Annotated in this window: 12 protein-coding genes; 3 read left to right on the plus strand and 9 right to left on the minus strand. The window is 64.6% G+C overall.

The window, feature by feature from the left end:
* From ACN9M3_RS27465 to ACN9M3_RS27490, 6 genes are all read right to left on the minus strand, one after another.
* The gene (locus tag ACN9M3_RS27465) at positions 1–6135 is read right to left on the minus strand and encodes an Hpt domain-containing protein (RefSeq protein ID WP_426319247.1); all 6135 of its coding nucleotides are present in this window, start codon (positions 6133–6135) and stop codon (positions 1–3) included.
* Positions 6136–6181: 46 nt separating this feature from the next.
* Positions 6182–8509 (minus strand): methyl-accepting chemotaxis protein, encoded by a 2328-nt coding sequence (locus tag ACN9M3_RS27470; RefSeq protein WP_426164801.1) that lies wholly within the window; start codon positions 8507–8509, stop codon positions 6182–6184.
* 56 nt (positions 8510–8565) lie between these two features.
* Entirely contained in the window at positions 8566–9114 is a 549-nt protein-coding gene (locus tag ACN9M3_RS27475; protein ID WP_426164803.1) for a chemotaxis protein CheW, read from the minus strand.
* Positions 9115–9117: 3 nt separating this feature from the next.
* A complete protein-coding gene (locus ACN9M3_RS27480; protein ID WP_055929369.1) occupies positions 9118–9483 on the minus strand; it encodes a response regulator transcription factor in 366 nt (121 codons plus the stop codon).
* A gap of 25 nt (positions 9484–9508) precedes the next feature.
* Positions 9509–9907 carry a response regulator gene (locus tag ACN9M3_RS27485; protein WP_426164806.1) on the minus strand — a complete coding sequence of 133 codons (399 nt, stop codon included), beginning with the start codon at positions 9905–9907 and terminating at the stop codon, positions 9509–9511.
* A gap of 149 nt (positions 9908–10056) precedes the next feature.
* Positions 10057–10209 (minus strand): rubredoxin, encoded by a 153-nt coding sequence (locus ACN9M3_RS27490; protein ID WP_028104578.1) that lies wholly within the window; start codon positions 10207–10209, stop codon positions 10057–10059.
* 96 nt (positions 10210–10305) lie between these two features.
* Here ACN9M3_RS27490 and thiD point away from each other — a divergent pair, with 96 nt between their 5' ends.
* Together thiD and hemL are read left to right on the plus strand one after the other, a co-directional pair.
* Complete coding sequence (gene thiD / locus ACN9M3_RS27495; protein WP_426164808.1) at positions 10306–11115, plus strand: bifunctional hydroxymethylpyrimidine kinase/phosphomethylpyrimidine kinase; 810 nt, start codon at positions 10306–10308, stop codon at positions 11113–11115.
* Positions 11112–12395, plus strand: coding sequence for a glutamate-1-semialdehyde 2,1-aminomutase (gene hemL / locus ACN9M3_RS27500; RefSeq protein ID WP_426164810.1), 1284 nt, complete (start codon positions 11112–11114; stop codon positions 12393–12395). The genes thiD and hemL overlap by 4 nt, the downstream gene beginning before the upstream one ends.
* Positions 12396–12491: 96 nt before the next feature.
* Here the strand turns inward: hemL and ACN9M3_RS27505 are convergent, their stop codons facing one another.
* A complete protein-coding gene (locus ACN9M3_RS27505; RefSeq protein WP_426319248.1) occupies positions 12492–13610 on the minus strand; it encodes an ATP-binding protein in 1119 nt (372 codons plus the stop codon).
* Between the two features lie 324 nt (positions 13611–13934).
* Between ACN9M3_RS27505 and ACN9M3_RS27510 the strand changes: the two genes are divergently transcribed.
* On the plus strand, positions 13935–14732 hold the full coding sequence (locus ACN9M3_RS27510) for a hypothetical protein (protein ID WP_426164814.1): 798 nt from the start codon (positions 13935–13937) through the stop codon (positions 14730–14732).
* A 15-nt stretch (positions 14733–14747) separates the two neighbouring features.
* On the opposite strand, the gene ACN9M3_RS27515 is transcribed toward ACN9M3_RS27510, so the two are convergent.
* Positions 14748–15620, minus strand: a complete 873-nt coding sequence (locus ACN9M3_RS27515) for a hypothetical protein (RefSeq protein WP_426319249.1) — start codon at positions 15618–15620, stop codon at positions 14748–14750.
* Between the two features lie 4 nt (positions 15621–15624).
* Positions 15625–16317, minus strand: a complete 693-nt coding sequence (locus tag ACN9M3_RS27520) for a hypothetical protein (RefSeq protein ID WP_426164818.1) — start codon at positions 16315–16317, stop codon at positions 15625–15627.
* Positions 16318–16324: the final 7 nt, after the last annotated feature.

A 16324-nucleotide genomic window follows, 5' to 3' on the forward strand; every position in this document is an offset into this window, starting at 1 on the left:
TCAAGCCCGTTGAGGCAGCAGGCCGGCGATGGCGCCGAGCAGGATATCTTCCTGGAACGGCTTGCCGAAGTAGGCATTCACGCCCAGTTGCAGCGCGTAGTTGCGGTGCTTGTCCGCCGAACGCGAGGTGATCATGATGATCGGGATCTCCTTGGTGCGTTCGTCGCCGCGCACGTTGCGGGTCAGGTCGAAGCCGTCCATGCGCGGCATTTCGATGTCGACCAGCATCAGTTCCGGCAAGCGGTCCTGCAACTGTTCCAGCGCATCCACGCCGTCTTTTGCCAGCATGACGTGGTAGCCTTCGCGCTCCAGCAGGCGCTGGGTCACCTTGCGCACGGTGAGCGAATCGTCCACCACCATGACGGTGCCATGCGCGCGGGTCGGTTCCACCGGTTCGGCGCTGCCGCCGGCCGGCGCCGGCGCCGGAGTCGCGGCAGTGCGCGGCGCCAGTTCCGGATGCTGCGCCACGTGCAGCTGCAGCGCCACCGGATTCAGGATCAGCACGATCTCGCCCGAACCGAGCACGGTTGCGCCGGCGATGCCGGGCATGCGCGACAGCTGTGGGCCGATGTTTTTGATCACCACCTCGCGGTTGCCGAGGATCTCATCGACGTGCAGCGCGACACGGTCGGTACCGTTACGCAGCATCATCACCGGCGAAGAGCGTTGCAGCAGCGGACGCGCTTCCCCATCGCCCAGCAAGGTTGCCAGGTAGCGCAGCGGCACGTGCTGGCCATGGTGCACCACGGCGCCCTTGGCGGTAGCTTCGGCCAGTGCCCCTTCCTTCAGTTGCAGCACCTGCTCCACCATCAGCGCCGGCACCGCGTGGGTGCGGCCGCCGGCGGAGATCAGCACCACCTGGGTCACGGCCAGCGTCAGCGGCAGGCGGATCGTGAAGCGGGTGCCCTTGCCTGGCTCGGTGAAGGTTTCCACGCGGCCGCCCAGGGCTTGCGCCTCGGACAGCACGATGTCCATGCCCACGCCGCGGCCGGCCAGTTCGGTCAGCGTATCGGCAGTGGAGAAGCCCGGCTGGAAGATCAGGTTGGACGCTTCGGCATCGCTGACCACCTGGTCGTCGGCCAGCAGGCCGACGCTGCGCGCCTTGGCGCGGATGCGTTCCAGGTCCAGGCCGGCGCCGTCGTCGCTGAACTCCAGCACCACTTCGTTACCCTGCTGGCTGACCTGCACCAGCAGCTCGCCGGTCTCGCCCTTGCCGTGTTCAACGCGGCGTTCGCGCGGCTCGATGCCGTGCACGATGGCGTTACGCAGCAAGTGTTCGAACGGCGCGGCCATGCGTTCCAGAACGCTGCGGTCCATTTCCACGCCGCCGCCGCGGATGTCCAGGTTGACGCGCTTGTCGGTTTCTTTCGCGCCCTGGCGGGCCACGCGGAACAGACGCTCGGACACGCTGTTGAACGGCACCATGCGCACGCGCATCAGGTCTCGCTGCAGGTCACGCGTCATGCGCGCTTGCTGCGTCAAGTCGCCGGTGGCGCCGTCGATGGAACGGATCAGGCCTTCGTGGAAGGAGGCCACGTCGTTCACCGATTCGGCCATCATGCGGGTCAGTTCCTGCAGGCGGGTGAAGCGGTCGAACTCCAGCGGATCGAATTCGCGCTCGCCGGCAATCGACATGCGCGAAGCGATCTGCGACTCGGCTTGCATTTCGACTTCGCGCAGCTGGCGGCGCAGGCGATTCAAGTTTTCCTGGAAGTCCGATACCGAGGTACGCAGCGAGGTCACTTCGTTTTCCAGGCGCGAACGGGTGATCGACACTTCACCGGCCTGGTTCACCAGGCGGTCGAGGATGTCTGCACGCACACGCACCAGCGGCGAGGCCTTGGCGCCTTCCGCTTCGTCGCCGCCGCGTGCCGCCGTGCCAGGCGCTGCCGCCAGGCGCGCAGCCAGGGCGCTGAGCGAAGGCTGGGCTGCGCCTTGCGCTGCCGGCGCGCGGGCATCGGCGGCCGGTGCTGCGGCTGCCGCTTGCGCGGCGGCCATGGCAGCTGCATAGGCTTCCGGATTTTGCAGTTGTTCGAACAGCAGCAGCGCGTGGTCGTAGTGCGCCATCAGCTCGTCGAACGAGTGCTGGGAGGCGCTACCTGCGTGCACCATGTTTTCAATGTGCGTTTCGATTTCGTGCGCGTGCTGGCCCAGGCGCATCGCGCCGGCCATGCGGGCGCTGCCCTTCACGGTGTGCAGCACGCGCTGCAGGCTGTGGGCGTGGCTGAAATCGGTCGGCTTGGCGTGCCAGGCGCGCAGCGATTCGCCGATCTGCGGCAGCAGGTCGGTGCCTTCTTCCAGGAACACAGGCAGCAGGTCCGGGTCCAGTTCGTCGTGGATGTCGGACGGGCTGGCGCCCAGCAGGTGCGGGGTTTCCGGCAGTTCGACCACCTGCACTTCGCTTGCAGCGGCGTGGTCCAGGTCGACCGCATCTTCTTCGATGGCTTCGCCGGCAGCCAATGCCGTGGCATCGATGGCGTCGACTTCCATCGCGGCTTCGGCAGTGGCAGCATCGGCTTCGGCCAGCAGCGCGGCTTCCTCGATGTCCCCGGTGGCAGGTTCGGGTTCGGCTTCGGCAACGGCCGGCTCGGCAATCTGCTCGATGGCCGGGGCAGCGGCTTCTTCGACGACCGGCGCAGCGGCCTGCTCGACGACTGGTTCGGCAGTTTCCTCGGCGACCGGCACCGGGGTTTCTTCGACCAGCAGCGCATCGATCTGCTCGAGGTCCGGTGCGGCAGCTTCTTCGACCACCGGCGCGGCGATTTCCTCGACCGCCGGTTCAGCGGCTTCGGCGACGATCTCTTTGGCTTCGCCCGGCTCCACCAGGCGCAGCGTTTCTGCGGCAGGCCCGGCCTGCTTCAGTTCAGGCGCATCGAAAGCGTCATCGAAAGCGGCATCGAACAGGTTATCGATGTTGCCGTCCTGCGCGACAACTTCCTGCTTCGGCTGCTCTGCGTGTGCCGTTTCTGCCGGCGGTTCGGCGACCAGGCTGTGGTAAGTATCGCTGAACAGGTTGTCGAGGCGCTGTTCCAGCTGCGCGCTGGCTGGCTCGCCGACAATGCTGTCCAGGCGTTCGTCGAGTTCCTGGCCGACTTCCGGCGGATGCGCCAGTTCGTCGCGCAGCTTGTGCAGCGCTTCGATCAATTCCGGCTGTTCCGGCGGCAGCTCGCCGGTGGCAAAGCTTTGCAGCATCTGGCGCACGCGCTCGATCGTGAAATCGAACAGGTCGTGTTGCGCATCGTCCAGGTGCGGCGCTGGCGGTTGCAGTTCCTGCAGCGTGATTTCCAGCGCATAGGACAGCTCACGCAGCGGCTTGAAGCCCACCGTGCCGGAGGTGCCGGTCAGGGTATGCACCGCCTGCAACGCCTCCGGATTCACCGGACGCTGCTCGTGGCGCCATTCGCCGAAATCTTGCGACAGCAGGCGTACCAGTTCGTCGGTTTCCGCCATGTAGATGTTGTACAGCGGCAGCGGGATCGCCAGGCGCCCCACGAACTTCATATTGTCTTCCGCCGGCGGCTCTGGTGGCGTTGGCGCGGTAGCAGTCGGGAATTCGATGACGTTGGTTGGGCGGGCCGTTGCCGCTTCCGTTTCCAGCGCCTCGACGACCAGCGGCTCGTCCAGCGTCAGGGCAGGTTCGGGCTCGGTGACTTCGATCGCGTCCAGGTCAAAGGACAGGTCGGCAGGCAGTGCTTCGATCACTTCCTCGGCCGCTTCCGGCGCGGCTCCCTCAGCCGCCGCCTCGGCGCCGGCAGGCTCCACGACGATTGGCTCGGCCAGTGCCGGGGCCTCGATCGCGTCCACTGCAGCCTCGATCTCGACGCCGGCTGCTTGCGGCGCACTTGGCGCCGCGGCAGGCAGGGTGCCCGCAGCAGGACGCTCGAACACGCCAGTGTCCTGCACGCGCGTGGCAGCGTCGACGATCGGTTTTTCCTGGCGCGCAGAATTGCCCGTGCTGGCCAGTTCATCCACCCATGCCGACATCTCTTCGCTCGCAAATTCGAGCAGGCCGAACAGGTCTTCGGTGGCACGGCGCTCTTCTGCCAGCCACAGGTTCATCACCTTCTCGATCGAATGCGCGCCGTCGCCGAAGCGATTCAGGCCCACCATGCGGCTGCTGCCCTTCAGCGTGTGGAAGGAACGGCGCAGCATGGTCATCGTGTCCAGGCTGGAAATCTCGCTGTGCGGACGCGCCAGCGTCTCGCGCACGAAGGCCAGCACTTCCTGCGCCTCGCCGATGAAGATTTCCAGCAGTTCCGCTTCCACCGCCTCGTCGCCGGCGGCGCCGGCTTCGGGAACGGGCGCGGTCAGCACCGGCTCAGGGGCCGCTTCCGGCTCCGGCAGCGCCTCCTCCAGCACCGGGATCGACTCCGGGCCGGAGATTTTCTTGAACGGCACGGCACGGAACGTACCGTGTTCCGGATCGAAGGCGAACCGCTCGCGCGCGCCGGATGGATTCTGCGCCAGCATATCGACGAAGAAGCCCAGCGCGCCCACGTTCTGGGCGATCTCGTCGAGCGCCCTGGCTTCGTGCGCCTCATCGAACTGGCCCGATGCCAGGCGGCCGATCTCGATGCGCACGTGCGCCGCGGCGTTCATTGCATCGTCCTGGTCCAGGATGGCGCAGGCGCCGTGCAGCTGGTGCAGCACCTTGTCCAGGTCCGACAGTTCGGCGCGGCGCGCCGGGTCGGTGTAATACTCGTCCAGCATCTTCTCGACCTGGCGCAAGCCGGTCTTCATTTCCAGCGCCAGGGCGACGACGGTATCTTCTTCGTGCAGCTGGCGGGCCAGGCCGCCCTGCCACTGCGCCGGCTCCGGCGCCGCGCCGCCGGCCTGCAAGGCTTGCAGGCGCGCCGCGATGGTGTCGGCGTGGACGTTGAAATCGTCCGGCAGGTGGCGGATCTGGGCGATGCCGTGCTCGGCGAACAGCAGTGCCGTCGCCATTTCCAGCCCCAGCGCCTCGCTGCGGCGCGTGCCCACGGTATTGCGTGCCGACTCCGCCAGCTGGCGCAGCAACGCTGCCAGCGCGCCCAGGCCCAGCATTTCGCTGGCCACGGCCGCCTTGGCCAGGGACTGGCCGAAATCGTTATCGAGTTCCGGATTGTTTTCGTTCTGTTCGATGCGCTGCCAGACCGAACGCGCGTGGGCGATGCCCTCGCGCGCAGCGGCCAGCGAAGCGTCGTCAATACGGCCGTAGCGGCGCGTCTCGAAATCGTGCGGCACCATGCCGTCCAGCGCATAGCCGGCGCGCAGCTGGCGCGCCAGCGGCGGCAGGGTTTCCGGATCGGCCGAGGCGATGAAGAACAGCGCCTCTTTCAGCACATTGTCCGGCAGTTCGGGCGAACCGGCCGACAGGCGGCGCAGTTGCAGGTTGATCAGGCCGAACAGCTGCTTGACGTAGCGGTTGCTTTCCTGCTGGCCGCTCACCACCAGTTCGGCGAAGGCCTGCATGGCGCGCCAGAACACGCGCGCCTTATGCTCGCCTTGCTGGTCTGCCACGTCGGTAATGGCTGCCTGCAGCGCCGCGGCATGGATCGCCTGGCTGCCGGCGTCGGCCGCCTTCAGGTAGGGCAGCAGCGCGCGCTCGAAGCGCTGGCGCAGGGCCTTGTAATCGGGGGCGCCGCCCGGCGCGCCGGCCGATGGCAGCGCCGCCGGCAGTTCCGGCACATGCGATACGTCGGGGAAGAACAGGTCGGCCGGGTGGACCCGGTCGATGCCCAGCAAATCCTGGATATCGCGGAAGAAGGGGAACAGGCGCACCGGCTGGAACGGGGCGCCGGACAGGAGCTCCTCCAGGAACTCTACCAGCGCCTGGTACATATTGGCCAGCAGCTGCGCATGGTCCGGCGTGCATTTCAGCGTGCCGTCGCGCATGCGGTCCAGCACCACTTCCGCCAATTGCGTCAGCAGCGCGACGCCGTCCACGTCCACCATCTGCAGGGCGCCGTGCGCCTGGTGCAGGTGGGACTTGGCATGCATCAGCGCCGTGGTCTGGTCTTCCGCATCTCGCCCGCCGGCTTCGAACAGCGCCGTGCGGGAACGGGCCAGCGCTTCGCGGATTTCACCCATGACCCAGGACAGCGGGCCGGTGTCGTATTGCGGCAAAGCGGTGAACGAAAGATCAGGTTTGCTCATAGATTCTAAAAATTAAGCGGCAACTTGGGCACTAATCAGGCACTCATCAGGCGCCGACGCGGAATCGCGACACGGAGTTCTTCAGCTCCTGCGCCAGCGAGGTCAGTTTGCGAACCGAGCTCGCGGTTTGCTGGGTACCATCCTGGGTTTGCTGCGTTACCTGCAGGATGTGCTGCATATTGTGCGCCACGCCGTTTGCGGACGTCGCCTGCATGCCGGTTGCGTAGGAAATACCCTGAATCAGTTCCGCCAGGCGGTTCGAAACCTGCGAGATGTCCTGCAGTGCGGTACCTGCCGCGTCGGACAGCTTGGCACCTTCGACCACACCCTGCGTGGATTTTTCCATTGCCGCCACCGCGTCGTGGGTGTCGGTCTGAATGGTCTTCACCAGCGCACCGATCTGCTTGGCCGCTTCGGCGGAGCGTTCCGCCAGTCGCTGAACCTCTTCCGCAACCACCGAGAAGCCTCGGCCTGCCTCACCTGCCGATGCCGCCTGGATCGCCGCGTTCAGCGCCAGCACGTTGGTCTGTTCGGTAATGTCGGAAATCAGCTCGGTGATCTCGCCAATCTCCTGCGAGGATTCGCCCAGTCGCTTGATGCGCTTCGAGGTTTCCTGGATCTGCTCGCGGATCTCGTCCATACCCTTGATCGCGTTCTGCACCGCTTCCGCACCCTGGCGCGCCGCATCAACCGACTGGCGCGCAACGTCCGCCGATTCGGCCGCGCTGCGCGACACGTCGGTAATTTCGTTGGCCATCTTCACAACGGTGTTGGATGCGTCCTGGATCTCCTTCGACTGCGCTGCCGATGCTGCCAGCAGGTCGTTGGAAATACCCTGTGCGTGGGTCGATGCCGAGGTAACCTGTTCCGCGGTGATCGTCACACGGCCTACCAGGCCGCGCAGCTCTTCCACGGTGTAGTTAACCGAGTCGGCAATCGCGCCGGTAATGTCTTCCGACACGGTTGCCTGCACGGTCAAGTCACCGTCCGCCACTTCCTGCAGTTCGTTCATCAGGCGCAAAATTGCGGCCTGGTTCTGCTCGTTAATGGCCTTGGTTTCTTCTTCCTGCTGCTGCGCTTTCAGGCGCATCGCTTCCGCTTCCTGGCGGCGGCGCTCGGAAGCGCGGCCACGGTTCTGCGAATCGAGCAGCAGCACGCGGCCGATCGCCGCAGCGGAGACCAGGGTCACCGTCAGGCCAACCACCATCAGCCAGAACGAGATACCCAGCGAGTCCTGCTGCTCGCGCAGCTTGGTCTGCAGGTTGGCGAAGTTGGCACGAACGTCTTCGTTCTCGTTGAACAGCAGTCGTTCCGCGCTCTTCGCAGCGGAGAATTTTTCCAGACGGTCCAGAATGAACTTGACCAGCTTGTCGTAGTCTTCGAAGCCTTTCTTCAGCGCCTGCAGGTTTTCGCGGGTCTCGCCATCCTTCACGGCCGGCAGGCCGAGCTGGTCGCTGCCGCCCAGGAAACCGTCCACGGTCTGGCGGAACACGGTCGCGTCGCGGCCCAGCTGGAACGCGGTCTCGGACGAGGAAACGCCGCCCTCGGTCAGGAAGTTCGAAGCGCTACGGCTCATGCGCTGGGTCAGCATGCCCAGCTTGCCCAGGGCCGCCAGTTCCTTGGCGCTGCCGCCCTGCTTCAGGCGCGCCGATGCGACTTCCTCGGTCAGCGACAGCAGGTCAGGCGACATGGCGTTGAGCTTTTGCAGGGTCTCGTCCAGACCGGCCAAGTCCCATTTGTATTTGGCGATGGTGGCGGCAGCCTTGTCGGAAGCGGTCCACTTCTTGCGGGCATCGTTCAGGGTCGGCAATACCGCGCCCGGGGCCGACAACACCGAGTGGCCGGCATAGCGGCCGCCGTCGGCCAGCGCCAGCAGCGCGCGATTCAGTTCGCTGCGGCTGTCCTCCAGCTGCTTGATCGCCTGCTGGTTGCCCTTAATCGCGTTTGGCGCCGCCTTGCCGATACGCTGCGAGTGCATCAGCACGTCGGAAGCGATCTGGGTACGGGTCGACGTCACGCCGCTGTTGTACGCGTTCCACGCCACGAAGACCACCGACAGCAGCAGCGATACGCCCAGCGTGGTGGACAGCAGGCTCAGCTGGCGCGCGCTGGGCAGGTGGCCGATCAGCGGCAGCTTGACGTTGGCCGCAGCCTCGCCCACCGAGCTGGTACGCAGGCGCTGCAGCAAGCCGCGCGCGCCTTCCGCCGCTTCCGGGGTAACGCTTTCGGTCGCTGCCGGTTGTTCAGCAGTGTCAACGGCCGCCTCTGGCGACGCGCCTTCGTACTGAGAATTGTTAAAGTTGGCAAACTCCGAATTGGAACCCAGCTCGGCGCTGGCCTCCGGTGCGGAGCGCGACAAAAATTTAAATGCCATTACTACGTCCCCCGATAGCTTTCAATATGTTGCGCCTGCCCGATGGCAGCGCGAGATTACAGGCCGATTTGCAGGAACCGCGCATCGTGCACCAGTTCGCCCAGGTCCAGCCTGGTCCACTGCTGCCCTTCACGGTCTTGGAATTGCTGGCCACCCCAGGCAGCTTGCCCACTGTCCGCCGGTGCTTGTTCCACCATTTCGTCCAGGTTGCGCAAGCCAAGCACGCGCCCGGCCAGGATTGCTACATTAAAGTTGAGGTGGGTGGCAAACGTCACCAGGCGGCTGTCCGGGCCTGCCTGCGTGCCAGCCTCGCCCATATAGCGCGCCAGGTCGACCACACCGACCAGGTTGCCGCGGATATTGGACAGGCCGCGATACCAGTCCTGCGACAGCGGTACCGCCGTCACAGCCTGGAACGGCACGATTTCGCCGACCTGGGTCAGGTCCAGCAGGCAGCGGCGGCCGCCCAGCAGCACGCCCAGTTCGCGGCCGGCATTGCCCGTGCCGGCCTTGGCGGCCTGCATGCGCTCCAGCAGCGTCACTTGGTACTGCCGCAGGCGGCTGCGGCGTTCAGCGCCGGTCGGCGCCTGCTGTTCGGTCGTCATCGCTTAACCGAGTGCGGCAATCTTGGCCAGCAGCTCGGCCGCGTCGACCGGCTTGACCAGGTAGTCCTTGGCGCCCTGGCGGATGCCCCAGATACGGTCGGTTTCCTGGTTCTTGGACGAGCAGATGATGATCGGCACGTCCTGCAGCTCAGGATCCTTGGCGATGGCGCGCGTGACCTGGAAGCCGTTCTGGCCAGGCATCACCACGTCCATCAGGATCAGTTGCGGCTTGTCGGCCTTGATCTTGGCCATGGCTTCTTCGCCGTTTTCAGCGGTGGACACGGTGAAACCGCTGCGCACCAGGATGTCGGTCAGGTAATAACGCTCGGTAGGCGAGTCGTCTACGATCAGGATTCGTTGAATGGCCATGCTTTACTCTCTGTATTACGGTGTTTTACGCACTGGCGGCGGCGGTGTGCTCTCGCACCGCAGCCAGCAGGCTATCTTTGGTGAAGGGTTTGGTCAGGTAGGCAGCCGAACCGACCATGGCGCCGCGTGCGCGGTCGAACAGGCCATCCTTGGATGAGAGCATCAGCACTGGGGTCGTATGAAACTTGGCGCTCTTTTTGATCAGGGCGCAGGTTTGATAACCATCCAGCCGCGGCATCAGGATGTCGCAGAAAATCAGCGCAGGCTGCTGGTCATTGATCTTGGCCAGCGCATCAAAGCCATCCTCGGCCAGGATTACCTGGTATCCCGCCTGGGTCAGGAAAATTTCTGCGGACCGGCGAATAGTCGAGCTATCGTCGATCACCATGATTTTCAGTCCGGTTCCTTGCGGTTTTGTCGTCATTTCTAAAGTATTTCCCTATAGTCTCGCTACGATAGCACAGGGGACAGCCCTATGGCAGGATCTGCTGCTTAAAAGAAACACTTATTTATTTGAAAACTTGGAAACATTCCTTATTTAATAAGAAACTAAGTTTTCAACTACATAACGGTTTAGATGGCGACCATCTCGAAATCATCCTTGCGCGCGCCGCATTCCGGGCAAGTCCAGTTCATCGGCACATCGGCCCAGCGGGTGCCCGGCGCAATACCTTCTTCCGGCAAGCCTGCGGCTTCGTCATAAATCCAGCCACAGATCAGGCACATCCAGCTCTGGAATTCCTGGCTTGTATCATTGCTGCTCACGTTGAGTCACCTTCTAATAAAGTAAAATGCTGAATTAGGTATCTTAATCTAACCGCCGTGCAAAACCAAACATCTCCCTTGATCCTGACATTTGGCGTGGCCGATCCGGTCGGAGCGGTGGGCGTGCATGCCGACCTGGCTGTTTTCCATGCCCTCGGCTGCCGCGGCCTGTCCGCCACCACCGCCCTGCTGGTGGGCGACAGCGCGCGCGTCGAAGACCAGCAGCATGTCGATCCCGACTGGGTGGCCGACCAGGCCCGCATGGTGCTGGAAGACGTGCCGGTGCAAGCCTTCAAGGTGGGCGCGCTGGACCACCTGGAACATGTCTCCACCCTGGCCGAAATCGTTTCCGACTATCCCGACGCGCCGCTGGTGCTCGACCCCTTCGGCAGCCAGTTGCCGCCGCCGGGCGACGAAGACGATCCCGAAGAGCTGCTGACCGTGTTGCGCCAGCTGCTGGTGCCGCAGGGCACGCTGCTGATGCTGTCGGAAGTCGAACTGGCGCGCATGGCCGAAACCTGGCGCGACCTGGGCAACGGCGAAACCATGGCCGACGACGCCGAACACCTGATCGACCTCGGCTGCGAATACGTGCTGGTCACCGGCACCAACGCCGGCGGCGGGCAGCGCGCCAATACCCTGTACAGCGCCGAAGGCGTGCTGCGCCACGACAAATGGCAGCACCTGCCGGGCCCCTTCGTGGGCGCCGGCGGCACCCTGTCGGCCGCCATCGCCGCCTGGCTGGCGCACGGCCTGGCCGTGCCGGAAGCCGTGGAGCGCGCCGAACAATACACCTACCAGACCTTGCTCCATGCCCAGCGCTATGGCATGGGGCGCTTTGTCCCCAATCGATTCTTCAAGCCATGACTACTTCGAAAAACGACATCCTGTTCGAACGCGCCCAGAAATCCACCCCGGGCGGCGTCAATTCGCCGGTGCGCGCCTTCCGTTCCGTGGGCGGCACGCCGCGCTTCATCACCCGCGCCGAAGGCCCCTACTTCTGGGATGCGGACGGCAAGCGCTACATCGACTACATCGGCTCCTGGGGCCCGGCCATCGTCGGCCACGCCCATCCGGAAGTGGTGAAGGCGGTGCAGGATGCCGCCACGCGCGGGCTGTCCTTCGGCGCCCCCACCGAAGCTGAAATCGAGATGGCGGAAGAAATCTGCCGCCTGCTGCCGTCGATCGAACAGGTGCGCCTGGTCTCCTCCGGCACCGAAGCGACCATGAGCGCCCTGCGCCTGGCGCGCGGCGCCACCGGCCGCGACAAGATCGTCAAGTTCGAAGGCTGCTACCACGGCCACGCCGACTCCCTGCTGGTGAAAGCCGGCAGCGGCCTGCTCACCTTCGGCAACCCGACCTCGGCCGGCGTGCCGGAAGACTTCGTCAAGCACACCCTGGTGCTCGACTACAACAACGTGGACGCCATCCGCGCCGCGTTCGACGAGTACGGCAATGAGATCGCCTGCGTCATCGTGGAACCGGTGGCCGGCAACATGAACCTGATCAAGGGCACCCCGGAATTCCTGGGCGCGCTGCGCGAACTGTGCACCGAGCACGGCGCCATCCTGATCTTCGACGAAGTGATGTGCGGCTTCCGCGTCGGCCTCGGCGGCGCGCAGGAACTGTATGGCATCAAGCCCGACCTGACCGCGCTGGGCAAGGTGATTGGCGGCGGCCTTCCGGTGGCAGCCTTTGGCGGCTCGAAAGAACTGATGTCGAAGATGTCGCCGGTGGGCGCGGTGTACCAGGCCGGCACCCTGTCGGGCAACCCGGTTGCCGTGGCGGCCGGCATGACCACTTTGAAACTGATCCAGCAGCCCGGCTTCTACCAGGGCTTGGCCCGCAGCGCGCGCCGCCTGGCCGACGGCCTGAGCGCCGCCGCGAAAGAAGCCGGCGTCACCTTCTGCGCCGATGCCGAAGGCGGCATGTTCGGCCTCTACTTCAGCGCCACGCCGCCCAACAACTACGCCGAAATGATGGCCGGCGACCGCGAGAAGTTCAACGTGTTCTTCCACAAGATGCTGGACGAAGGCGTCTACTTCGCCCCGGCCGCCTTCGAAGCCGGCTTCGTCAGTGCCCAGCACGACGACGCCGTGATCGACGCCACCATCGCCGCCGCGAAAAAAGTCTTCGCTACGCTTTAAAAAGTCGGGGTCAAAAAGTCGGGGTCAGGTCTGGCAATCCGCCACATTTTTCGCTTTGCGAAAAATGTGGCGGATTGCCAGACCTGACCCCGACTTTTAATTCACTACTGGGGCGCAGTTGAAAGGCCGCGCGTCCATCGGGATGTCGATCCGGAAGGTGGTGCCCAGCGCCGCCGAACTGGTGACGATGATGCTGCCGCCGTGGCTCTCGGCCACGCGGCGCGCATAGGGCAGCCCTACTCCCCAGCCATCCTTGGAGCATTTGCCCCCGCGCGCGCGGCGATAGACCTGGAAGATCGATTCCAGCTCTTCGGCAGGAATCGGCTCGCCGTCGTTGTGCACGGACAGTTGCACGCGCTCGCCATGGAAGGCGACCCGGACCAGGACCGGCGTACCCGGCGTGCGATACTTGATGGCATTGCCCAGCAGGTTCTCCAGCGCGCGCTGCAGCGAGGCGCGGCACCATTGCCCCACTGCCGACTCGAATTCCACCTGCACCTGCACTGCGCTGCGCTCCATGGTTTGCTGCGCAACCTCGTAGGCCAGCAAGGCAAGGTCGAACTCCTCCAGGTGCAGCGGCAAGCGTTGCCCGCCTTCGAACACCATGCAGTCCAGCAGGTCGCGCGTCATTGCTTCGATGCGCTGCGCGTTCACCGCGATGCGCTCGGCCAACCTGCGGATGTCGTCACTCGGCGCCTTGCTTTCGATAACTTGCGCCGCCACGCTGACGGTCGACAGTGGTGTGCGCAGGTCATGCGTCAGCGCGGCAATGAACTGCTCGCGCAGCGCTGACTGGATCAGGGCGAAGGCCGTCACGCTTTCGCGGATGGCGCTGTCGATCGAGGTGGCAATCGCTTCGCGCTGATCATGGGTCAGCACCACGCTGTGCAGGTGCAGCATCTTGAACAGCACTTGCCGGAACAGCTGGTATTCGCGGATCAGGGTGGTGGTGTCGTAGCCGCTCAGGCGCGCGCGCTCGCCGCCATGCTCCTGCGCGATCACCGCCACGTCGACGCCGCTGGCCTGGTAATACTCGTGCGTCAGCAGGCGTGCCAGGTGCTCGTAAAAAGTCGGCAGGGTATTCAGCAAGATCGGGTCGGGCAGCTCGCCGGCCTTGCACAAGGTCTCCCGCGCTACCTCGCGCCAGGCGTCGATCACCTGGTCGCGCAGCGCCAGCATCGCTTGCGATGCTGGCGACAAATCGACCTCAGCCATTCAGCCTCCGGGGTAAATGTGGATTGTGAAACGAAAGAATGTGACGAAGATACTTTCGTGTCAATATGTGGCCCGAATGCTGTATATGATTGACAAGTACAAGTACTGGAGCATGCAATGGTTCGCAGCTGGAGCAGGAACAACTGGTTTTCACTGTTATTCGCAGGCGCCCTGGGCGGTCATTTCGTCCTTTACCGGACACAGGGCAACCCCTTGGGTCATCCGGAGTGGCCGCTGCTACTGGACCTTTTGGTTACATTCCCTGTTGCATATTTGCTGATTTGCCGGCCCGCCTGGAAGGATTGGCTCAGGAAATGTGCCGCCATGTTGTTGCTGGGGCTGGCGTTCGGCAGTTTCGCCATCCCCGATGCATCCAAGCTGGCATGGCGCGAGATTGACCGCTTGCGCATGGCACTGCCTGGGCTGCTCGCCATGGCGGAAATAGCCCTCGCAGCCTGGCTGCTGCTGGGAATTCGTCGCGCCCTGCAGGCCGACGCCAATCCAGACCGCGTCCTGGCGCGTGCTATCCGGCGCCGCTTTGGCAAAGGCACCACGGGCCGCCTGATGGAGTTCGAAGCACGCATCTGGTATTACGCCCTGTTCATGCGCACGGCGCCCGTATTTGAAGGCGAACAGCATTTTTCGACGGCCCGTGCAGGCGGCAACGCGAGCAACCAGCTTGCGTGGATCTGGCTGATGGCATTCGACATCCCCGTCGCGCATTTGCTGCTGCACTTCCTATGGTCTCCGGCTGCCGCCTGGGTCGCTACGGCGTTGACTGCCTGGGGCCTGCTCTATTTGCTGGCCGACTATCGCGCCACCCTGGCGCGGCCAGTGTCGCTTGGCGCTGCCGATTTGCACCTGCGCTGCGGCGCGCTGGCCGCCGATGCCGTCGTCCCGTATGCCGCGATCGTCTCAGTCGCGCGCGTGCCGCATCCGGAGCGGCGCCTGCCTGGCAAGCGCTATTTCCGCCACCAGGGTGCGATGAATGTGGAAATCACGCTGCGGCCCGGTACCGCGCTGCCAACACTCTTGGGCGGCGACCGGGCTGCCACCCACATCGTGCTTGGCGTGGACGACCCTGCAAAATTCGTCGAGGCGCTGGGCGCGCGGCTGCACTGAGCCGGGTCCGCTGCGCTACAGCGCTGGCGGCCCGGCCGGCCCAGCGCACTCGGGCGCTGACGCGCGCACGCGCTTGAGCGGAATCGACATCAGCCAGCCACGCAAGTTCCTGACCAGCGCACGGCCGCAATGCTCGCTGACCGGTACAGCGCGTTCGACTGCCTCATTCTTCCCTTCCAGGTAGCGGAAGGTGCGCTCGGCGCCGGCGTTCGGTGCGACAGGCACGAACGCATGCGCCCGCGCAATCTCGACTGATGCACGGAACAGTCCAGCGCTGACCTCCCGCAGCCGCTGGCCGCCGTCGCGTTGCCAGAATACAGCCTCGTTCTCCACTTCAACGGCTCGCGACACGACCCGCACCGTGTTGGTGTAGACCGGCTGCTCGCTTCCCGCCTGAAACACCGACACGGTATTGTCGACGATCAGCGCGCTCTGGTCCTGCGTCATGTAAAACACCGGTGAGCTGGCAATGAGCAGTCCTGACTGCGGCCGCTCATTGCTGCCGAGCCAGGATGCGCCCGTCGCCGCAGGAAAAGCACGCTCAGCCAGCTCGGCATGGCTGAAGGTATTCAGGGTCTTCCTGAAAGGCACCAGGATCCGGTCCGCCTCAGCTTCGATCTCGCTGCGCTGCTCTTTCATCTGGCCCTTGACCACCGCCGCGTGCGTCGCCAGGGCCATGATAAAACCGGCCAGGCCGGGCGTCGGATACAGCATGGTGCCCGGCGCCTGGCCGGCCTTGTCAAAATTGACCTGGCCGTGGAAGGCGACTTTTTCCTCGGCCGGCAAACTGAGCGACCAGTGGGCATCGGCCTGCGCGGATTCGGCCGCCTTCGCCGCCGGCAGGCAAGCCAGCAGTACGGCCAGGGCAATGTAACGATGGCGGGTCATTGTCTTAGTTGGCCAGCGGCTGGAGGATGGCCTGGCGGGCCGCTTCGATCGCCTGGAAATAGGCATTGCTCAAGCCAGGGAAGGCCGGCGCTTCGTCCCAGTTGCCCTGCGCGCTCTTTTGCTGCAGCAGCGGCACATACCACTCGTAGGAACCGTCCCTGAAGTCGACCATGTAGAACATGCCGCGGACGACTCCTTTGGGTTCGCCAGCGGGAATGTACGAGGAGTATGCGCGCGTGATGCCTACTTCCGCCAACTCCACCACCAGCAGCTTGTCCAGCTGGTACTGCGATTGGAGCGAGGAGTAATCCCTGGGCGCCGCGTTGCGCACTGTGCTGCCGGCCTTGGGCAATTGGCCCACCACAATCGGCTCGTCGATCACGACAGGCACCTGGCCCTTCAGTTTCAACACTGCGGCGATGTCATCCTTCAGGCCGGCCAGGTCATCCGTCGGCAAGGTCCGCGCGTGGGCCGTCAGCTTGGCGTTTGCCAGCGCGGCGGCAGCATGGCACAGCGGCCATTCGGCACCTGGGAAACTGGTGTCAGCCTTGGGCAATTTGCTCATCGCGACGCCGATGCGCAGTCCCGGCTCGGCAAATGGCCTGTAAGCCATCGAGACCGGAGCTTGAGGCGGGGTGGCGCAACCTGCCAGCCAGCCTGCGGCAACGGCAAGCAGCAGCCCAAATCCGAATCTCATCTCAGCC

The sequence above is a fragment of the Pseudoduganella sp. R-43 genome, from assembly GCF_049913255.1.
GTDB lineage: Bacteria > Pseudomonadota > Gammaproteobacteria > Burkholderiales > Burkholderiaceae_D > Rugamonas.

Coding starts and splice junctions, on each gene's coding strand:
- ACN9M3_RS27465 (WP_426319247.1), bottom strand. CDS start 6,135: ATGAGCAAACCTGATCTTTCGTTCACCGCTTTGCCGCAATACGACACC.
- ACN9M3_RS27470 (WP_426164801.1), bottom strand. CDS start 8,509: ATGGCATTTAAATTTTTGTCGCGCTCCGCACCGGAGGCCAGCGCCGAG.
- ACN9M3_RS27475 (WP_426164803.1), bottom strand. CDS start 9,114: ATGACGACCGAACAGCAGGCGCCGACCGGCGCTGAACGCCGCAGCCGC.
- ACN9M3_RS27480 (WP_055929369.1), bottom strand. CDS start 9,483: ATGGCCATTCAACGAATCCTGATCGTAGACGACTCGCCTACCGAGCGT.
- ACN9M3_RS27485 (WP_426164806.1), bottom strand. CDS start 9,907: ATGACGACAAAACCGCAAGGAACCGGACTGAAAATCATGGTGATCGAC.
- ACN9M3_RS27490 (WP_028104578.1), bottom strand. CDS start 10,209: ATGTGCCTGATCTGTGGCTGGATTTATGACGAAGCCGCAGGCTTGCCG.
- hemL (WP_426164810.1), top strand. CDS start 11,112: ATGACTACTTCGAAAAACGACATCCTGTTCGAACGCGCCCAGAAATCC.
- ACN9M3_RS27505 (WP_426319248.1), bottom strand. CDS start 13,610: ATGGCTGAGGTCGATTTGTCGCCAGCATCGCAAGCGATGCTGGCGCTG.
- ACN9M3_RS27510 (WP_426164814.1), top strand. CDS start 13,935: ATGTTGTTGCTGGGGCTGGCGTTCGGCAGTTTCGCCATCCCCGATGCA.
- ACN9M3_RS27515 (WP_426319249.1), bottom strand. CDS start 15,620: ATGACCCGCCATCGTTACATTGCCCTGGCCGTACTGCTGGCTTGCCTG.
- ACN9M3_RS27520 (WP_426164818.1), bottom strand. CDS start 16,317: ATGAGATTCGGATTTGGGCTGCTGCTTGCCGTTGCCGCAGGCTGGCTG.